The organism is Microbacterium flavescens (assembly GCF_018588945.1).
Taxonomy (GTDB): domain Bacteria; phylum Actinomycetota; class Actinomycetes; order Actinomycetales; family Microbacteriaceae; genus Microbacterium; species Microbacterium flavescens.
This window is the reverse complement of the sequence record NZ_JAFIWA010000002.1, coordinates 20,238-36,611: the sequence shown is the minus strand read 5'-3', so window position 1 is coordinate 36,611 and position 16,374 is coordinate 20,238. Positions and strand designations below refer to the sequence as shown.

The following is a 16,374-nucleotide window of genomic DNA, read 5'->3' as shown; positions in this document are numbered from 1 at the left end:
ACCGCCAGGACGACAGACGACGCAGACGACGAGGGCGGCACCCCCATTCGGGAGTGCCGCCCTCGCGCGCCTGCGGACGGTTACTTCGTCTTGACGAGGACCGTCTCGCTCGTACCGGACTTGTTGTCGAGCACGACCGCCATCACACCGAGCGGCTTCTGCGTCGCGTACGCGTCACCGTCGACGGCGACCGGCACCGTCGCGCTGCCGTTGCGCGGCACCTCGACGTACTGGCCGTTCTCGAGCGCCGGCGACCACGGGTTGTAGTTCGCGACACCCTCGATCTCGTCGGAGCCGGCCGAGTTGGTGATCGAGTAGCTGGCGACCGTGTAGCCGAACGAGCCGGCGGCGGAGGTCAGACCCAGGTCGCTCGCGAAGACCGGCAGCAGGATGGTGCTGCTGTCGGTCGGCGCCGTGGCGTAGAAGCCGGCCGCCAGCAGACCCTGCGGCGTGCTGATGAAGACCTCCGAACGACCGTTGGCCGAACCCGCGCGCACCAGACCGGAGTCGGCCGAGAACACGATGGCCTCGGCGTTCCCGTCGCCGTTGCGGTCGATCACGACGTCGAACTCGTTGCTGGCCGCGTTCGACCACCGCTTGTGGGTGTTGACCGCGAAGACGAGCAGCTGGTCGCCGTCGGACTGGGCGAACGACTGCACGCCCGCCGACGCCAGGTCGAACCCGGTGTCACCGATCGTCTTCGGCACGTCCTTGCCGTCGGTGAGACCCCACGTGTAGAAGTCCGCTCCGGCTGCGAGGGCGCCGATCTTGTTGGTCAGCTTGACCGACTTCTCGGCATCCGCGACCTGCTCCTTCTTGCCGAACAGCGCGCTGGTCGACGAGGCGACACGGCTGTCCGAACGGGGAACGAGGAGGTACGGCACGCGCAGCGTGGACGAGTCCGACGTGAGGACGACGTCGCCCGAGAACTCGTACTGGGCGAACGGGTCGACCGTGGACGAGCCCACGGATCCGGCCGCCGCGGCGAGGGCGACGATGACCGTCGCCTTCCCCTTGGCGGGAACCTTCACCGAGGTGCGGTTGAACGTGATCTTCGCGTTCTCGGACTGGGCCGAGGGTGCGGAGCTCACCTTGTAGGTGACCGCCTTGTCGCCGTGGTTCGTGAGGGTGATGGTCTTCAGCCCGGCGAATCCGAGCCACGACTCCTGGAACCCGAAGTTGAGCGCCGTCTCACGGAGCCAGCCGCTGTCGGTGCGGAACGCGTCGCCGGTCGCGGTGACGGTGGTCGCCACGGCCTGCGCGGCATCTACGAGTCCGACACCGCCGCGGGTCATCTGCTGGCCCGCGACCTTCTCCGGGTCGGCCGACGACACAACGGCTGCCGAGACCTCGCCGGCCTTCCAGCCCGGGTGGGCCTGGACGGTGAGAGCAGCCACGCCCGCGACGTGCGGGGCAGCCATCGACGTGCCCGAGATCGTGGCCGGGCCGTTGCCCGTGCCGACGCCCGTCGAGACGATCGAGACGCCCGGGGCCGCGACATCCACTGCCACACCGCTGTCACCGCTGCGCGGGCCGTTCGACGAGAACGACGCGTAGCCGCGGAAACCGGGGTTCTGCAGGTCGGCGGCGGCGATCGTCGCCGGAGCGCCCGAGACGAACTTCGCACCGTCCGACATGCGCACACCGAGGAACGGGATGGTGACGACGAACGGCGTGCCGTCGTCGGGGTTCTCGGTGATGGCACCCTCGAACGGCGGGTAGTCGTTCGTGTTGTTCACCATGAGAGCAGCAGCGGCACCGGCCTGTTCGGCGAAGATCGCCCTCGCGGCGCGGGCACAGGTGCCGCGCTCGGAGACGGCGAGCTGGTTGAGACCCGGCGCGACACCGTTGCTCGTGTAAGCATCGGTCGAGCAGCCGAGCGCCTCGTTCTCGCTCGTGGCGGGGTTGTCGACCAGACGCACGACGGTCATGCCGGGCAGACCCGTGAGGTCAGCGCCGTTGGCGTTGATCGCCGGGACGGCCACGCCGTTCACGGTGACGGTGGCACCCGGGAAGCTCTCGGTGCTGTCGACGGCCGCGACCGAGATCACGCCCTCGCCGTTGCCGGGCGAGCCCGCGATGTAGGGAGCCGGTCCGGCGTTGCCGGCCGAGGCGACGACGACGACGCCCGCGCCGATGGCGTTGGCGGCGGCGACGGCCTCGGGGTCGTCGGCACGGCCGAAGCTCGAGCCGAGCGACATGTTGATGACGTCCATGTCGTTGGCGACGGCCCAGTCGATGGCGGCGGTGGTGACGTTGGTCGAGCCCTCGCAGCCGAACACGCGCAGGGCGTAGAGGTCGACCTCAGGCGCGACGCCGGGGCCGATCTTCCACTGCCGCGACGCGGTGGACTCGTCGTACGCGCCGGTGTAGGTCGCGCCGTCGGCCGTCACGCCGCTGCCGCCGGTGGTGCCGGCGACGTGGCTGCCGTGACCATTGCAGTCGAGCGGGTTGGCGTCGGGCATCGGGACGCTGGCGTCGTCATTGGCGTTGTAGTCGTCGCCGACGAAGTCCCAGCCGCCCTTGACGCGCGGGGCGTTCGGGCCGAAGTACGCCGGGTCGGCGGCCTCGGTCTCGGCGGCGTTCGCCGCCTCGAAGGCCTCGACCGTGCCCGGGCCGCCGAAGTTGGCGTGGGTGTAGTCGATGCCGGTGTCGATGATGGCGACCTTGATGTTCTCGCCGGTGTATCCGGTGTTCTGCCACACCTGGGGCACGCCCAGGTAAGGGACGGAGACCGCGTTGTCGATCGAGTACGTGCGGGCCGCGTGGATGGCGACGACGTTGGGCAGCGCTGCCACGGTGTCGACGGACTCGGCCGGGATGGTCGCCTGCACGCCGTTGTACGCAGACTGCATCGTGGCCTCGACGGCGCCGCCCTCTGCCTCGACCGCGCCCACGACGGGCTGCTGGACCTTCTCGAGCGACTTCTTGATGGCCGTGCGTTCGGCCTTGCTGAGCTCGCGGCCCTTCTCTGCCTCGACCACGGCTACCGGGTCGCCGGCGAGCTCGACGACGACGGTGACGTCTCCGCTCGCATTGGCGCTCATCGGCTCGACGGTGGCGCTGATGGCACCTCGCGTTTCGGCCTTCTCGAATTTCGACGACGGGTCGTCGTCTGTCGCGGCGAATGCCGCGGTTGCGGGGAGTGACAGCGCCACGACAGCGGCGACCGCCAATACACGTCGGTACAAGGGGGTCCTACTTTCTCCGTACTGGGGGTTGGAGGTGTGGATGATCCCGCTTCGGACTGGGGGTTGGGAAGCGAGATACTTCGGCGACCGTATGTGGCAATCCATATCAAGTCAACGGTGAATTCTCAGGTTGAGCAGACCGCACAGCCGACCCCCCGTTAGCGGCGGCTGACTTGTCCGGATGCACAGCGAACCGCCTCTTACGCGGCGATACGCTCGTCCCCATGAGCGACGACGCGCAGGGCATCCTCGACCGCATCGAAGCCGACGAGCGCGAGCTGATATTGCCCCGTTTCGATCTCTCGGATGCCTGGATCCTCGGTTCACGGATGCGCACAGCCGCCGAGGAAGCCGGCCTGCCGGTCGTCATCGGCATCACCCTCGGCGAGGCCCGCGTCTTCCACACCGCCCTGTCCGGATCGAGCGCCGACAACGACAGCTGGCTCGAGCGGAAGACCCGGGTCGCCCGCCGGTACGGCCGCTCGTCGTACGGCGTCGGCCAGTCGTTCCGCGCGGTCGGCAAGGACTTCGACATCGACGCCCGGCTCGACCCGCAGCTGTACGCGGCGCACGGCGGCGTGATCCCGATCACCATCGCCGGCGTGGGCGTCGTGGGCACCGCCGGCGTCTCTGGGCTCCCCCAGGCCGACGACCACGCGTTCGTCGTCGAGCACCTGCGCGCCTATCTCGCAGAGATGTGATCGGATGCCGCGCCCGGCCCCCGTCACATGCCGACGCGCGGCGCAACCATGGGTAACGCTTCGGGCATATGTCGTCGGTCGCGGCTAGCGTGTGGTCATCGCGGCGATCCGGGTGGTCCCGGGCACCGGCTCATACCCGGGCGTGTTGCGGGTTCGACTCCCGCCGTCGCGTCCACGTTCTTTGAGGAAAATGCGTGCTGCGGAATCCTCGACGGAGTCGTGCGGCTCAGAATTTGGGGGTGTATCGGACCTCACCGGGGTCACCCGCCTCCAACGCCGACGCGAAGCGATCGATCCGCACGTTGCGCGCGCGGATGAAGTCCATCGAGCGCATCATGTACTCCCGGTACTCCGCGATATCGCCGACAGGGAGCGCGTCACCGGCGAAGGCGTCGAAGCCCTTGAGGAACTTCACTGATCGATAGTCGTGCTCGACCAGATCCTCCAGGAGGAAGTGCTGGACGTACCCGCGGAAGCTGTCGAAGAGTCGAAAGAAGTCGGAGTAGTCCGCGAGCACATCACTCAGTGGGCTCGGCTCGCCGCCATCGTAGTGACGTCGTATGCACTCAAGAGTGAGGTCGAATCGGTCCCGCACCTGATGGTGCATTCCTCGAGCCTGGTTGATCGACCGCCGCCACTTGCCATCGATCTGGATCGCATAAGGGAAGACCGTGTAGGCACCCACCGTGCAGCCGAGATCGTAGAAAGCCGTCAACTCCGCGGGAGGTACCTCGCGCAGGACTGCGACCAAACGCGCTGGCCTTGACCAAGTCGAGTACGTGTGTGTGATGGCATCGCTCGCGAGCCAGAAGACCCCTTTCTCCGAACTGTGCCGAAGCCGCGCGTCGAGGTCGAATGGGGATCCGTCCGGCAGCGGCTTACTCCACAGCAGTCGGTGGTACCGGCGGAGCGTCGCGCTGTGACTGTCTGGGTCCTTCCCCGAAGAGTCCGTACGCACGTCAAAGGTCGTGTCGATCTGAGAGCGTCCGCCCATACGCGAAGTGTAGATCCGAGCCGAGCGACGAACCCGCGGGACGCCCAGCGTCCGCCGTCACAAGTGGTCGACCCTCCGGTACAGCTCCGCGGGTCGTCCACGACCCGATCGCGCCACCTCGCCCGTCGCCTCCAGTTGCGGGAGCATCGACCGCCGGACCGAGTCGGGCAGCAGTCACACACCCGCGACCGCTTCATGCACGCCACGCAACTCCCGGATGGTGAGGGGCTGGTCGAGCAGGCCGGACGGATCCGGCATCCGCTCATAATCCGCACGAGTCGCGCGAAAGCAACCGGCCGAGGGTGTCATTCAGGGTCCGGTCGTCCCGTGATCTGCGATCAACAAGTAGCTGGTAGACCTCTGCGTCAACTTGAATCGTCTGGAAGTGGCCACTGCCCCCGTCCGCGCCACCGACCCATTCGCGATCATTCACCTCTGGACGGTTCCCGCCTGCCAGGGACAGATCCGCGATGACTCGATTCAGCCACGAGCGCGCTTCACCGTTGAGCTCCCGCCGGTGTCGATCCAGAAACGACTCCACAGCCCGTCGAGTTTCTTGTCGACGATTGTCCCCATCGGGAACCTTCGCAGTCCTTATGCTCTCGATGTAGCCGTTGTAGTTCGTGACCCAGCCATGGGTTGTCGCGCCAGCCGTCTTCGCGACTTGCGCGTTCGTCAGCCCCGCTCTCTTTCCCCGGAATACATCGCCGATCCGGGTCTCATCTCGGGCGAGCGCGTCGTCGATGAGCTTGAGCGTTGCAGAGTCCGCAGGCATAGGCCATCGTTACGTGCGATGGCGCCATCCGCAACGGTGTCTTCGGATCGCATCGATTCCCTCGCAGTCGAGTCCGAACGTTCGTTAAACAGCCATCTCACGCCGAGGGATCAACACTGATCGAGGACCGACTCTGCCGCAGCTTTGTCCGCCGCATTGACGCCCAGTTCGTACACGCCGAGGACCGTCACCCACCGCACGACGTAGTCACACCGGCTGGCCTGCAGCGGCGGCAGCCACTGGCTGGGACCGTGATCCAACTTCTCGTCATTCATCTCTCGGGTCGTTGCGACAAGATTGATCGGATCGTTCGCGAACTTCAGTCGCTGTGCGGCCGTCCAGTCGTCGGCGCCCTGGCGCCACGCCCATGCCAGCGCGACGATGTGATCGACGGGCACAAGCTGCGAGGTGTCCCACCCAGACACGAAATCGACGACGACGCCGCTATAGGGATCGGTGAGTACGCCGCTCTTCACCCCGCACTCGTTTGTTCCGGGCTTGAACGTCGGATTCGTCAGGTCGCGCCCGAGGATGTCGTCTCGCGTGCGGCATCCGTTCCCATCGACGTCGTACCACGTCTCACCGAAAGCATCGCGGTAGTAACGAGCCTCTGAGCGTCCGTCGACGATCGGTATGTCGTTGAGCAGCAATCGCGTCTGCGCGACGGTGTCGGTCGCTCCCTGCGTCGCAGCGGCCGTCGGCGTGGGCGAGGGAACCGCGTCCGGCGACGGTGTCGCCAGCCTCGTCACGGATGGCGGCGCCGTCGCCGAACTCGGCGCCGCTGAAGTGGTTGCAGGCGATGCGGTGACACCACTGCCGGCCGACCCCAGCAAGAACCCGATGAGTACTCCGACCACCAGCGTGATCACAGCAAGTCCGCCTGCGAGCGCCCATCGAGGTCTCGTTGGCGCCGGTGCGACCGCAGGCGCTGACGTCTCCGGCGCGGGACGCCTGCCCGGGGGCGGAGATGCGCCGACCGAGCCCGTAGTCGGGCGCGGCGGCGGGGACGCGCCGGCGGCGCCGGGGCGTGGTGGAGGTAAGCTCATCGGTCAGATGCCGGTGTCGATCTCTTCGGCATCCCCGCTTGTGTTCGTGGTGGGCACCGCCGAGCTCTCGGGATTGCGCGGCCGCGACGTCCGATCCCACAGGTGGATCGCGCGAATCGGGACCGGTCCAGCGATGTCGACCCTCCAACTCAGGTCGACCACCCCGGTGGAATCATCCGGGAACGAGACGACCTGCACGGGGGTGTCCTTTGAGTAGGCGAGCTTCGCCGCGAGTCGTTCGGGCAACACCAGATGACTCTGCACGCGCTCGTGGTGCCGCTCCCCCAACTCGATCTCGGTGAGCACGGTCGCGCTCAGCGGAGTCATGGGGTCGGTGCGGCCGGCGAGCGATCCCAGAAGGAAGTCATCCCACGCGCGATCGGTGGCGATGGGCTCGCCGTTGGGGCCGCGGGCGATCACATGGAGCGGATCATCGACGACGGGCTGCACGCGGGGACGGGTGACCTGACCCTCATCCCGATGGGCGGCCTTCATAAGTTCTTCCAGACGTGGCCCGGCGACTCGCGTCAGGACGTGCTCATCGTCGATCGCGGCCAGCAGCATGCGCCGACTGTGGTTCGACGCGTGCGGAAGGTCTTCGTCGAGCGTGTGCGGACCGAACGAACTCGACAGCATGCCGCGATCGATAGCGATCTCGCGCACGAGCGAGGTGAACGCGTCGTGGCGCCAGCCCCGCACGAAGAGATGCTCGGTCATCACGCCTCGCAGCCGGGTTGCGCTGGCGTGGTCGTCATCGACGACCGTGGCTACCTGGACGGCGAACGGCATGCGGGAGCGCGCGACCTCGAGGTCGTCCTTGGCAGTCCACTGCTCGGGCACGTGCCACGGTCGATGGATCGCGCGGGAGAGCAGGACGAGCCAATCGACGGTCTGACGATGCAGCGAAGCCAGCCGAGACGCCTCTTGCCGCGCGGTCCGCGAATTGGTTCCGAGCTGCGCAAGCCTGTGCCGTTCGAGATTGATCCGGCGCTGGAAACGGGACCACCCTCGGTGGTAGGCGATCAGGGCGATCACGCTGATGATGACGACGACCCCGACGGTCGCGCCCAGGATCGTCCACAGTTCGATTTCAGACGCGATGTCGTCGCCGCGGATCGCTCGACGAACCAGTTCATAGACGGAGAGGCCCGCCACCACTGCGCCGATGAGCCACGTCGGAACCACGACTCGGTGGAATCGGCTGCGGAGTCTGATCAGCTCACCGGGCTCAGGGATGGTAAGCGAGTCGATCTGCTCACTGAATTCGGCGGATTTCTGCTCCGCTGCGCGGCGCTCGCCACCCAGGCGTGTCAACAGGCGCCAAACGAACGTCCGATCTTGCGTGGAGGCCCACTCGTCGAACGCGTTGACGCCACCCTCGAACCGCTCGGCTTCGATGGAGAATCGTGCGAATTCGGCCGTCGCCTCTCCCAGCTTGGTTTCGACCCTTGCGATGGACGTCTTGAGTGCCAGCGTTTCCGGAGCATCACCGGCCGGGGGTGCCGGCGGCGGAGGCGGTGCCGCAGGCCCGGACTCCGTCCCTGCAGCGGCGGGCGTTGCTGAAGGGGGTGCCTCGACCGGCGAGGCTATCGGAGTTGAGAGCTCGGCCTTCAAACGCTCCACATCCTGCTGCAGCGTGGTGACCTCCCTTTGCGCGGCGTCTCGCGCTGCGCTGGCGTCCGCCGCAGCGTCCACAAGGCGCTCGCGCGGGTCCTCCAGCGCGAGCACGTACCAGTCGACCCGCTCCGGGAAGTCGTGGGGAACGAGACTTCGCGGTGGGAGCCACGGGTGTTCAGGCAGTGCGAGCACATCGCTGACACGTCCGAAGATGGGAACGGCATCCTCGATCGGTGCGAACCCAAGGTCGCTGAGATCGGCACTGCCATCGAGTGAGCCGAAGACGAGTTCTCTCAACCGCGCCCAAAGTCTCGGTGTCGACTTGATGTGAGACACAGAGGCGGGCGCACCGGCTTCAGCCCTGGCGCGCTGCTCGTCCATGACGATGCGCTCGGCGTCTGCGATCAGCTCGAGCTCACGGGTGTCGAACACATGCGACTCGTACCCGACGAGTTCCGTGGACCCTTCGTCGGAGTGAAGGGCCTTGGTGACGCGACGGTACGCGGCCGACGTCAGCCAGCGCCAGGTCCACACCGGTACCCGAGCTAGCTTGTCTGCGCTGAACGAGACGAACCGGACGCTCTCCGTCCCGGCGTTGGACCGGTCCCGCGCAGGCTCCGCTGTCACGGCTGGTTCGTTGAACTCCAGCGCGCCGCCGTCGAGCGACATCGCCCCCTGAACCATCTCATCGATGTAGCCGCTGACCTGGCCGTCTTGGATGAAGACGGTGCCGACGGGTGGGGCGCTGAAGCCGGGGTCGACCAAGGCCGAATCGGATCGCGCGGCCTCGGTCAATACCTGGGCAGCAGCCCGACGGCTGAGTGCACCGGCGAGGACGGCGTTGATGAAGACGCGTGAGAGCCAGACGCTTCTGTGGCCCGATTCCTCTCGGCGCACCAGCTCGAAGCTGCCAGTCGGCAGTCCACGCCACAGCCCCGCCACGCTGACGACGTGGAGAAGCGTGAAACCCACGAATCGATCGTCGTCGCGGACGAAAGCGTCACCTGACCACGGGCTCGATCGGTCCTCGGGCGAGGCCACGACGACGACTCCGAACTCCGAGGATGCCCAGTCCACACGCTGCTGCAACTGGAACTCGGTCGGCGCGCAGATGAGCGTCGCGTGCTTCAGCTCCGCCGTCTGGTCAAGTACCGTCGTGCCGGGGTTCGGCATCGGCATCGACTTGCGGACGTATTCGCGAACGCGCTCGGCGATCGCATCCTGCAAAGCGTCCATTTCACGCGACGGCGCAGCCGACCGAAGCTTCACAAGCCTCACGACCGTGAGGACCTCGCGGGCGAGCGCCTCGAACAGGTCCACCTCGACGCGACGGACTTCCAGGTCGACATCGATGCCGAGCACGACCGCGGTAATGCGCGGCGGGCCCGCGACTCCGTCACCCACGCGCTCGGGGAGCACCCAGAGCGCCGGCCCAAGAAGACCCATCTGAGTCCACTCCGCCGCGAGATCCAGCAGCCTCTCTCCTTGCTCCCCACTGGGAAGCAAGACGATGCTCGCCTTCGCGCCGGGCCAGAAACGATCGGCCACTAGATCCCCGAATCGTCGGAACGGGTGGCCATCACCGTCGACATGAGACCCTCGAGCGCATCCGTGATGTACTCGCGCAGCTCCCACGTCACCGGGTAGTCGGAGACCAGCACCGTGTCATCCTGCTCCTCAACATCGGAACGGAAACGCTCGAGCTCCTTCGACAGAAAGCGACGGACGATCTCCCTACGCTCCTCGAGTGTGCTGTCGGCCGTTCCCGCGCGATCGCTCTTCATCGGGGGCGCGCCCCCATCGACGATGCCGTGCTGCAGCCAGTTCGTGAGCACGGGCGCAGGAGCGTTCTGCTCCCCACCCAATGCTGCGAGCACCTGGTAGGGACGCAGCGAGTCGAGAGTACCGTCCACCTGACACAGTGCGATCGCGATGGTGAGCGACTGCATGACGGCGCCCGGGTAGTCCACCGGCAGGGCATTGCGCGCCGTGAGGAGCGGATGCGGGAAGCCGACGTGCTTCCGTGAGTGGGGGTCCCAGACCAGCAGCTCCGGACCACGCTCGCCCGCGGTGCTCTTGATGTCGAGACGATTGAGCGTCTTGGCCACGTACCAGCCTCGGATCATCGAAGCGATGACCCGCTGATCAGCCGGGATGGACTCGCCCAGCAGACGCGAGCGCTTGAACTGCCAGAACGCCTCGCGGCTGTCCTGAGTCCCCGACTGGCTGAGCCAGCCCCGCGCGATGGGCTCCATGACAGAGTCCATGACGATCGGCTGGTAGGGGAACCCCGACATCGCGAAGACCTCGATGCCGTCGACCCGCGCGTCGCGGAACCACGACTCGGAGGTCGCGTCATCCCAGAAGCCGAGTTCCGCGAGCACCGCCTTCGTTACGGTGTACATCGTGGTTCCCTCGCGGAACGGAATGGAACTGATGACCAGACTGGTGTCCTCGTTGACCGCCTTGTCGTGCACGGCTCTGAGGAGGCCGGAGTTCAACTTCACGAGCGGTTCACTCGCGCCGAGCGCGGCCTGCAGCTGCTCTCGATAGCGATCCCGACGCTTCGCGAAGACGTCCGGCGGGTTGCCGTTCTCGTCGAAGTACGTGAGCAGGTCCTCCCCGATGTATGCCTGGAACGGCATCCCCTCGCGCCGCATCCAGAGTCGGGCACGCTCTAGGTAGACCTCGGGCTCGGTCTCCATACGGAAGTGAGGGGTCTGCGGAGCAAAGGACGAGTCCGGATCCGCGCTCACGCTCGTCTTCCACGTCCGCGTGCTGGCGATGAGCGTCCAAGAGGTGGGATCGTCTTCTCGAACCGAATCGGGGGCGTCGCCGATGAGCAGTTGGGTCATGATGTCGAGGATCGCGTTCTGATAGCGCGACTCGTCGCCTTCGACGCTTGCTCGGACCAGTCGCTCGAACTCTGCGGGATACTCCCGGTGGTCGACGAGGAGCCGCTCGTTCGGTGCCGGCTCGTACTTGCGGGGCACGGTGGCATCGATCCGGGACGGCCAGAACTGGAACTCGTTGGTGCGCTGATCTGTCGTGCGCGTGTCGCCGACACGCTGCCGGAGCGCTTCCAAAGCCCCCTCGAGGTGGGTGCGAAGCGGGCCAAGGAAATCCGCCCGCAGTTCGTTGAGCAGCTTCGCCGCACTCCGCCGGAGGCGGGACTCGCTCGCCCACCCCAACGCCTGTGCCAGTCGCTCGATGGCGTGCGAGATGACGTCTTGGTCTGGGCGGATGGACGTCTGGTTCGGTGCGTGCCGCAACTCATCGGCGACCAGCGATGGTAGGTCCTGGACCCACTGGTCGAACTGGCGCGACTCACCCTCGAGCCCATCGGCGGCGCTGCGCAGCGTACGGTCGAGGCGGCCTAGCATCGCGACGGCGACGGGAAGGCCCACGTCTGATGTGTAGGTGGCGACGGTATGGAGAATGTGGGACGGCATGTGCTTGGTCCACTGCTCGAGGCGCACCTGGCGATCGCGCTGGTCGCGCAGGAGCATCTCCGGGGACCGGTTCGCGTACTCGCGCATCATGCGATCGGTCCACACAGAGAGCTCGAGCCCACCGGACTTGTCGAAGCCACCGCTGTTCCCGAGGCGCTGCCCTACTCCGCTCTCCAGCTCGGCCTTGATCTGTTCGAGTGTGGCGTCGGCGCGCAATGCGTCGATGACCTGGTTGTGCTCCTCGGTCTCTTCGTTCAGCTTGAGATCGTTGAGGAACCGCTGATACGACTTGTCAGCCCCGGACTCGATCCATTCGCGCTCGGTCTTCTGCTCGAACTGCGGATCCCCCTCCGTGTGCGCGAACAGCATCCGATCGATCACCGACCGCGCGAAGCGCTCCGCCGAGTACTCGAGGAACCGCTCACGTCCCAGCGTGACGCGTCCGAAGCCCATAGAAGAGAACGGCGGTGCGTTGTGCACAGGGCTCGCGAGCCCCGACCGGTCAGCGAGTACGTTCGCCCCGACACGAGCCTGCCAGTTGCCCGACGAGTAGGCGACCATGTCGTCCTGCACCCGCTCGTCGGTGATCCACGCCGTGAGGCTGGTGGCGACGGCATTGTAGACGGCGGTCTGGTCTTCGAAGGTGACCTTGCTGTTGCTCCGACCGACGATGAACGGATAGGCAGCACCCACGCGGTCCATCGCGTCGCCGTACGACGGCGCCACCCCCTGGCTCTTCAACAGCTCGAGAGTCGAGTCGGACGGGGCATTCGACCAGAACCCGTTCATGGTTTCGGTGATCGCCGCCAACGCGTTTCCCGGCATGCCGGCGCTGCCGTTTATCTGGTCGAAGACGTCAGGCGCGTACAGGATGCTGAACACCTGGTTCGACCAGGGGTGCTGCTTCGCCGTGGACTTGACCACTTCAATGACGTCGAGGAACTGGCCGGCTCCAGATCCACCGGCGATGGACGATATGACGATGACGGTGGGGCTGGTGTCGCTGCCCTCGCCACGCACCTTGAGCCGCTGACCGAGCGTCCGCAGTTCAGCGAGCGCTGACGCGTCACTCAGCCGACCGATGGCGCCGCGTGCTGCGGCAGCGATCTCCTTGGTCGCGCCGAGTGCGACAGCTCGACCCACGGCGCGGAACTGACCTGCTCCCTTGGTGACGTCGACCTTGACATAGCGCTGATCGGGAAGCTGACGCTGGATGTCGCGGTGCACGCGCCGATTGGTTGAGTGCGAGCTCTCGATCGATCGGTAGACAGTGTTGTACGTCGCTCCTGTGGAGACCAGACCTTTGTACTGCTGGGCCGGAAGGAACGGCGCGGGGAAGTCTGCGCCGTCCTGCGCGGTAGGTGTGTCGAAGTGGAGGAATTGCCATGCGGCGGGGATGCCCGACGTCCACCCGACCTGCTGAAGCTTCAGCTGCAGTTGGTAGGTGATGCCGCGGAGAGTTTTTCCGCCGGAACCACCGACTCCGATGATGAGGAAGGGCCTGAGCATGGATGTTCGCTTTCTGGAGTGGGTGGGGGACGTCAGCGATCGCTCGGGCGCGGGGGCGGCCCGCTGGAGCGTGAGGGCGGAGGCGGAGGTGGGGCAGCCGAACCCGACTGCGACCCTGACGGTCGCGGCGGGGGGGAACCCGGGCTGGATGCCCCAGAGCCCGGCCGCGGCGGCGGGCCGGCGTCTGCTGGAGCCGACTCGCGAGCGGGCGCTGCTGGCTGCGCCTTCCCTGGATTCTTCGCTGGAGTCGTCGCGGCGGGAATGGCCGTCGCCCCCTGCGCGCCACGTGCTCGAGCACGGTCGACCGCGTCGCGGAGCTTGGTGTCCGACGTGATGAGGGTGAGGCGTTCGCGATACTGAGCGGGACCGTCCGAGGACGCGCGGTGATAGATGACCACGTTTCCGTTCACCGGGTCGCCCGCCTGGGTGCGCGCCAACTCCGCATCGGACACGACGAGCATCCAGAACCCGTCGAACGGGAGCTGAGCGAATCGTACGGAACCGTCGGCTCGCACCTCACCACTTCCGCCCGATCGCGACGCTGTCCGCGCGACCGCGATGCTGCGACCGCTGGACGGCTGGATCCGGTACCACGGCGGAATGAGGGGGAACCACGGCACGACCGGGCTGATCCGCCCCACGTCCGGGTCATCGAGCACCCGGACCTTCTCGGTGGCCGTGACGTAGCGGAACCGCTCCGACAGGGCCGTGTCGCTGGTCGGAGCATCCACGAAGCTGACGCCCGACGGCTGCACCTTCACCGCGAACGCTCCCCGCTGAAGGGAGTTGTCGACGTCGAGTCCAGCGGTGAGTCGGTTGACGAGCCAGAGGCCGAGGAGTGGGAGGAGGACTCCCGCGGCAAGGAGCAGCAGGGCGAGTGGCCAGATGGCGCCCTGGTTGAGCGGATGACTCGAGTGGAACGCAAGAGGGACGTTCTGGTTCTGCTCGGGATAGACATCTGGGCTCGCCTCCGACTCTGCCGCGAACAACCTGACCGGCAGTGTGGCCACAACGTCGGTGTCCGCTGCCGTGGTGTTTCCCGCGGTCACAGTGAACTGCTCACCGTCCGCCGAAACCGGCGTACAGCCCGACGGCAGGACGTCCCAGTTCCAGCTACCGGCGTCACGCCCAGCGGGGTCGCTGTCGATCGTCGGATCCTCGAAGCAGACCTCGCCGCCCTCGGCAGGCGCCTCGACCGTGATGTTGAACACCGCCTCACCGCGCGCCCCGATGAGGTCTTGAACCTTTTCAACAGCCGTGACACGCGGGTAGTCGCCCGGCTCGACGATCTCGACGGACTCCTTCTGCGTCGTGACGGGCGCGAGCTTCAGGCCATGGTCCACCGTGACGAGCGGGTCTATCTTCGCCTCGACCCCGATTGTATTCGCCTCGCCGAGATCGGGCATCGGAATGCTGATTGCGCCGTTCGCGGAATTCACCGTTGCATTCTCGAGCGAGATGAACGGCTGCGTAGGAGCCCCGTCCTCGGTCACGATTGTCGCCGTCAATGTGTGATCCAGGCCGCTGAGATCGGCGGGAGTACCGTCGGCGGTGAGTACCTGACCATCGAGAGTCACGGAAGCTTCGCCGTCAGCGCCTACTACGATCGTCGTCGTGTCATCGAACCGAATGGCGAGCCCGCTGTAGAGGAACAGCGCCGGGGCGTCGTCGGAGCCGCGCTCGAGCCTCCACTTGCCATGGGTTTCCGGTGTGGTGGTGCCGACGTCAATCGTCCACTCCCCGTCATACTCCATCCACCCGGACGGAGCCGCCGCCGTGGCGACTTCCATCTCTGAGCCTTCGGGCGGATGCAGCGTCCAATCGCCGCTGAGGATGATGCGGAAACTCGCGACGCCGGGGTCAATCCAGAAGGATCCGTCTTCGTCGAAGGGGCGCGGGAACCCTCCGCCAACCTGCGCCCCCAACTGGAGGAAGACTCGGCGGAGCGAGTCGGGCGCATCTGCCTCGACGAAGGCACCGTGGGCATACGCGTCGGGCATGGGGTGGAGTTGGCAGACTTCGCCTGCCGCGTTCTCACCCTCCACGAGTCTCTGCATCTCGGAGCTCGCCGTCGGCGGCGCGGTCTTGGAGAGGAGCGCACCGATCACCACCACCCCGTCGCTGCGGAATTCGTTGAAGGCGCCGTCTGCGCTGCAGAGCCCGTCGAGCTCAGCCCGTTCGGCGGCCGTCAGGGTCGTGTCGCCTTCGCCGTCGGGGAGATCAAGTACGCCGTCGGTGAGCCAGACCAGCAGTCGGCATCCGCTTCGCCCCGCGAGCTCGTCTTGCGCGCCTTTCAGTGCGGCCGACCAGTTCGTGTAGCCCGACGGGACCTCTTCCTCGATCGCCGCCTCAAGCTCCTCGGGTCCACCCTCCTGCCACTCGTGCCACTCGATCTCGGCAGAGAACTCCGTGCTGAAGAATCCGGCCGCCCAGTTCACCGTGGCGTTCTCGCTCAGGCGCCCGAGCTCTTCGAGGCTGTTGGCAAGGATTGGAGCGCGCACATTGTCGGGATCCGAGCCCGTTCCCGAGGCCTGGCCGTCAAGTCTGTCTAGAGACTGAGAGCTGTCGATCAAGTAATAGACATTCAGCGTGTCCTCGGATGCGAGGCAAGTGCGGAGATCCGCTATCGCAGCCTGGCCATTCTGCGAGAGGAGCGCCTCGTCCGTTGCCACGGTCGTCTGCGCGGCGGCGCCGCCGATCGCCAAGCCGCCCGCGATCAAGCCCGCCGCAACGCCGAGTCCAATGATTCGCCTCATGCGAAGCCCATCCACTCCGAGAGCGGCACGCTGAGGTTCAAGATGTGCCACACGCCGATGAGGATTCCGACGCCGGACAGCGTGAGGAGAACGGTTGTCCAAGCCGGTTGCAGCACGATGTCGCGATTGCGTCGCAACCCGTTTCTCTGGCCGATGACATCCCAGCCGTAGCATGCGATCACGGCGACAGGCGTCAGCAGCCACCCCAGCAAGCTGAGCCAGGCATACTCGGATCGCACGATCGGGATCTCGATTCCCAATCCGGTACTCGGAGCACTGAGGAACACAGCCACGAGGACGGCGATGATGAGGCTCGCGGCTGTCGCCGCGCAT

The 16,374-nt window shown here is 66.5% G+C and carries 8 protein-coding genes and 1 tRNA gene; 2 read left to right on the top strand and 7 right to left on the bottom strand.

Features of this window, described 5'->3' with window-relative positions; genetic code table 11:
• Positions 1-80 precede the first annotated feature (80 nt).
• Positions 81-3,176: a S8 family peptidase gene (locus JX005_RS03825; protein ID WP_246533548.1), complete on the bottom strand. Its 3,096-nt coding sequence runs from the start codon at positions 3,174-3,176 to the stop codon at positions 81-83.
• Between the two features lie 239 nt (positions 3,177-3,415).
• Between JX005_RS03825 and JX005_RS03820 the strand changes: the two genes are divergently transcribed.
• Both JX005_RS03820 and JX005_RS03815 read left to right on the top strand, forming a co-directional pair.
• Positions 3,416-3,892, top strand: a complete 477-nt coding sequence (locus JX005_RS03820; protein WP_214466107.1) for a heme-degrading domain-containing protein — start codon at positions 3,416-3,418, stop codon at positions 3,890-3,892.
• Positions 3,893-3,991: 99 nt separating this feature from the next.
• Positions 3,992-4,067: transfer RNA gene (locus JX005_RS03815), tRNA-Met, on the top strand.
• A gap of 51 nt (positions 4,068-4,118) precedes the next feature.
• On the opposite strand, the gene JX005_RS03810 is transcribed toward JX005_RS03815, so the two are convergent.
• From JX005_RS03810 to JX005_RS03785, 6 genes are all read right to left on the bottom strand, one after another.
• Complete coding sequence (locus JX005_RS03810; protein ID WP_214466106.1) at positions 4,119-4,886, bottom strand: DUF6994 family protein; 768 nt, start codon at positions 4,884-4,886, stop codon at positions 4,119-4,121.
• Between the two features lie 262 nt (positions 4,887-5,148).
• A complete protein-coding gene (locus tag JX005_RS03805; RefSeq protein WP_214466105.1) occupies positions 5,149-5,661 on the bottom strand; it encodes a hypothetical protein in 513 nt (170 codons plus the stop codon).
• Positions 5,662-5,771: 110 nt separating this feature from the next.
• Positions 5,772-6,530 carry an HNH endonuclease family protein gene (locus tag JX005_RS03800; RefSeq protein WP_214466104.1) on the bottom strand — a complete coding sequence of 253 codons (759 nt, stop codon included), beginning with the start codon at positions 6,528-6,530 and terminating at the stop codon, positions 5,772-5,774.
• A 180-nt stretch (positions 6,531-6,710) separates the two neighbouring features.
• On the bottom strand, positions 6,711-9,686 hold the full coding sequence (locus tag JX005_RS03795; RefSeq protein ID WP_214466103.1) for a hypothetical protein: 2,976 nt from the start codon (positions 9,684-9,686) through the stop codon (positions 6,711-6,713).
• Positions 9,687-9,871: 185 nt separating this feature from the next.
• Positions 9,872-13,285, bottom strand: a complete 3,414-nt coding sequence (locus tag JX005_RS03790) for a tubulin-like doman-containing protein (protein ID WP_214466102.1) — start codon at positions 13,283-13,285, stop codon at positions 9,872-9,874.
• Positions 13,286-13,317: 32 nt separating this feature from the next.
• A complete protein-coding gene (locus JX005_RS03785) occupies positions 13,318-16,245 on the bottom strand; it encodes a hypothetical protein (protein WP_214466101.1) in 2,928 nt (975 codons plus the stop codon).
• Positions 16,246-16,374: the final 129 nt, after the last annotated feature.

Bases quoted from the DNA above. Each gene is read 5' to 3' on its own strand.
- JX005_RS03790 (WP_214466102.1), bottom strand. From the start codon at position 13,285: ATGCTCAGGCCCTTCCTCATCATCGGAGTCGGTGGTTCCGGCGGAAAA.
- JX005_RS03805 (WP_214466105.1), bottom strand. From the start codon at position 5,661: ATGCCTGCGGACTCTGCAACGCTCAAGCTCATCGACGACGCGCTCGCC.
- JX005_RS03810 (WP_214466106.1), bottom strand. From the start codon at position 4,886: ATGGGCGGACGCTCTCAGATCGACACGACCTTTGACGTGCGTACGGAC.
- JX005_RS03820 (WP_214466107.1), top strand. From the start codon at position 3,416: ATGAGCGACGACGCGCAGGGCATCCTCGACCGCATCGAAGCCGACGAG.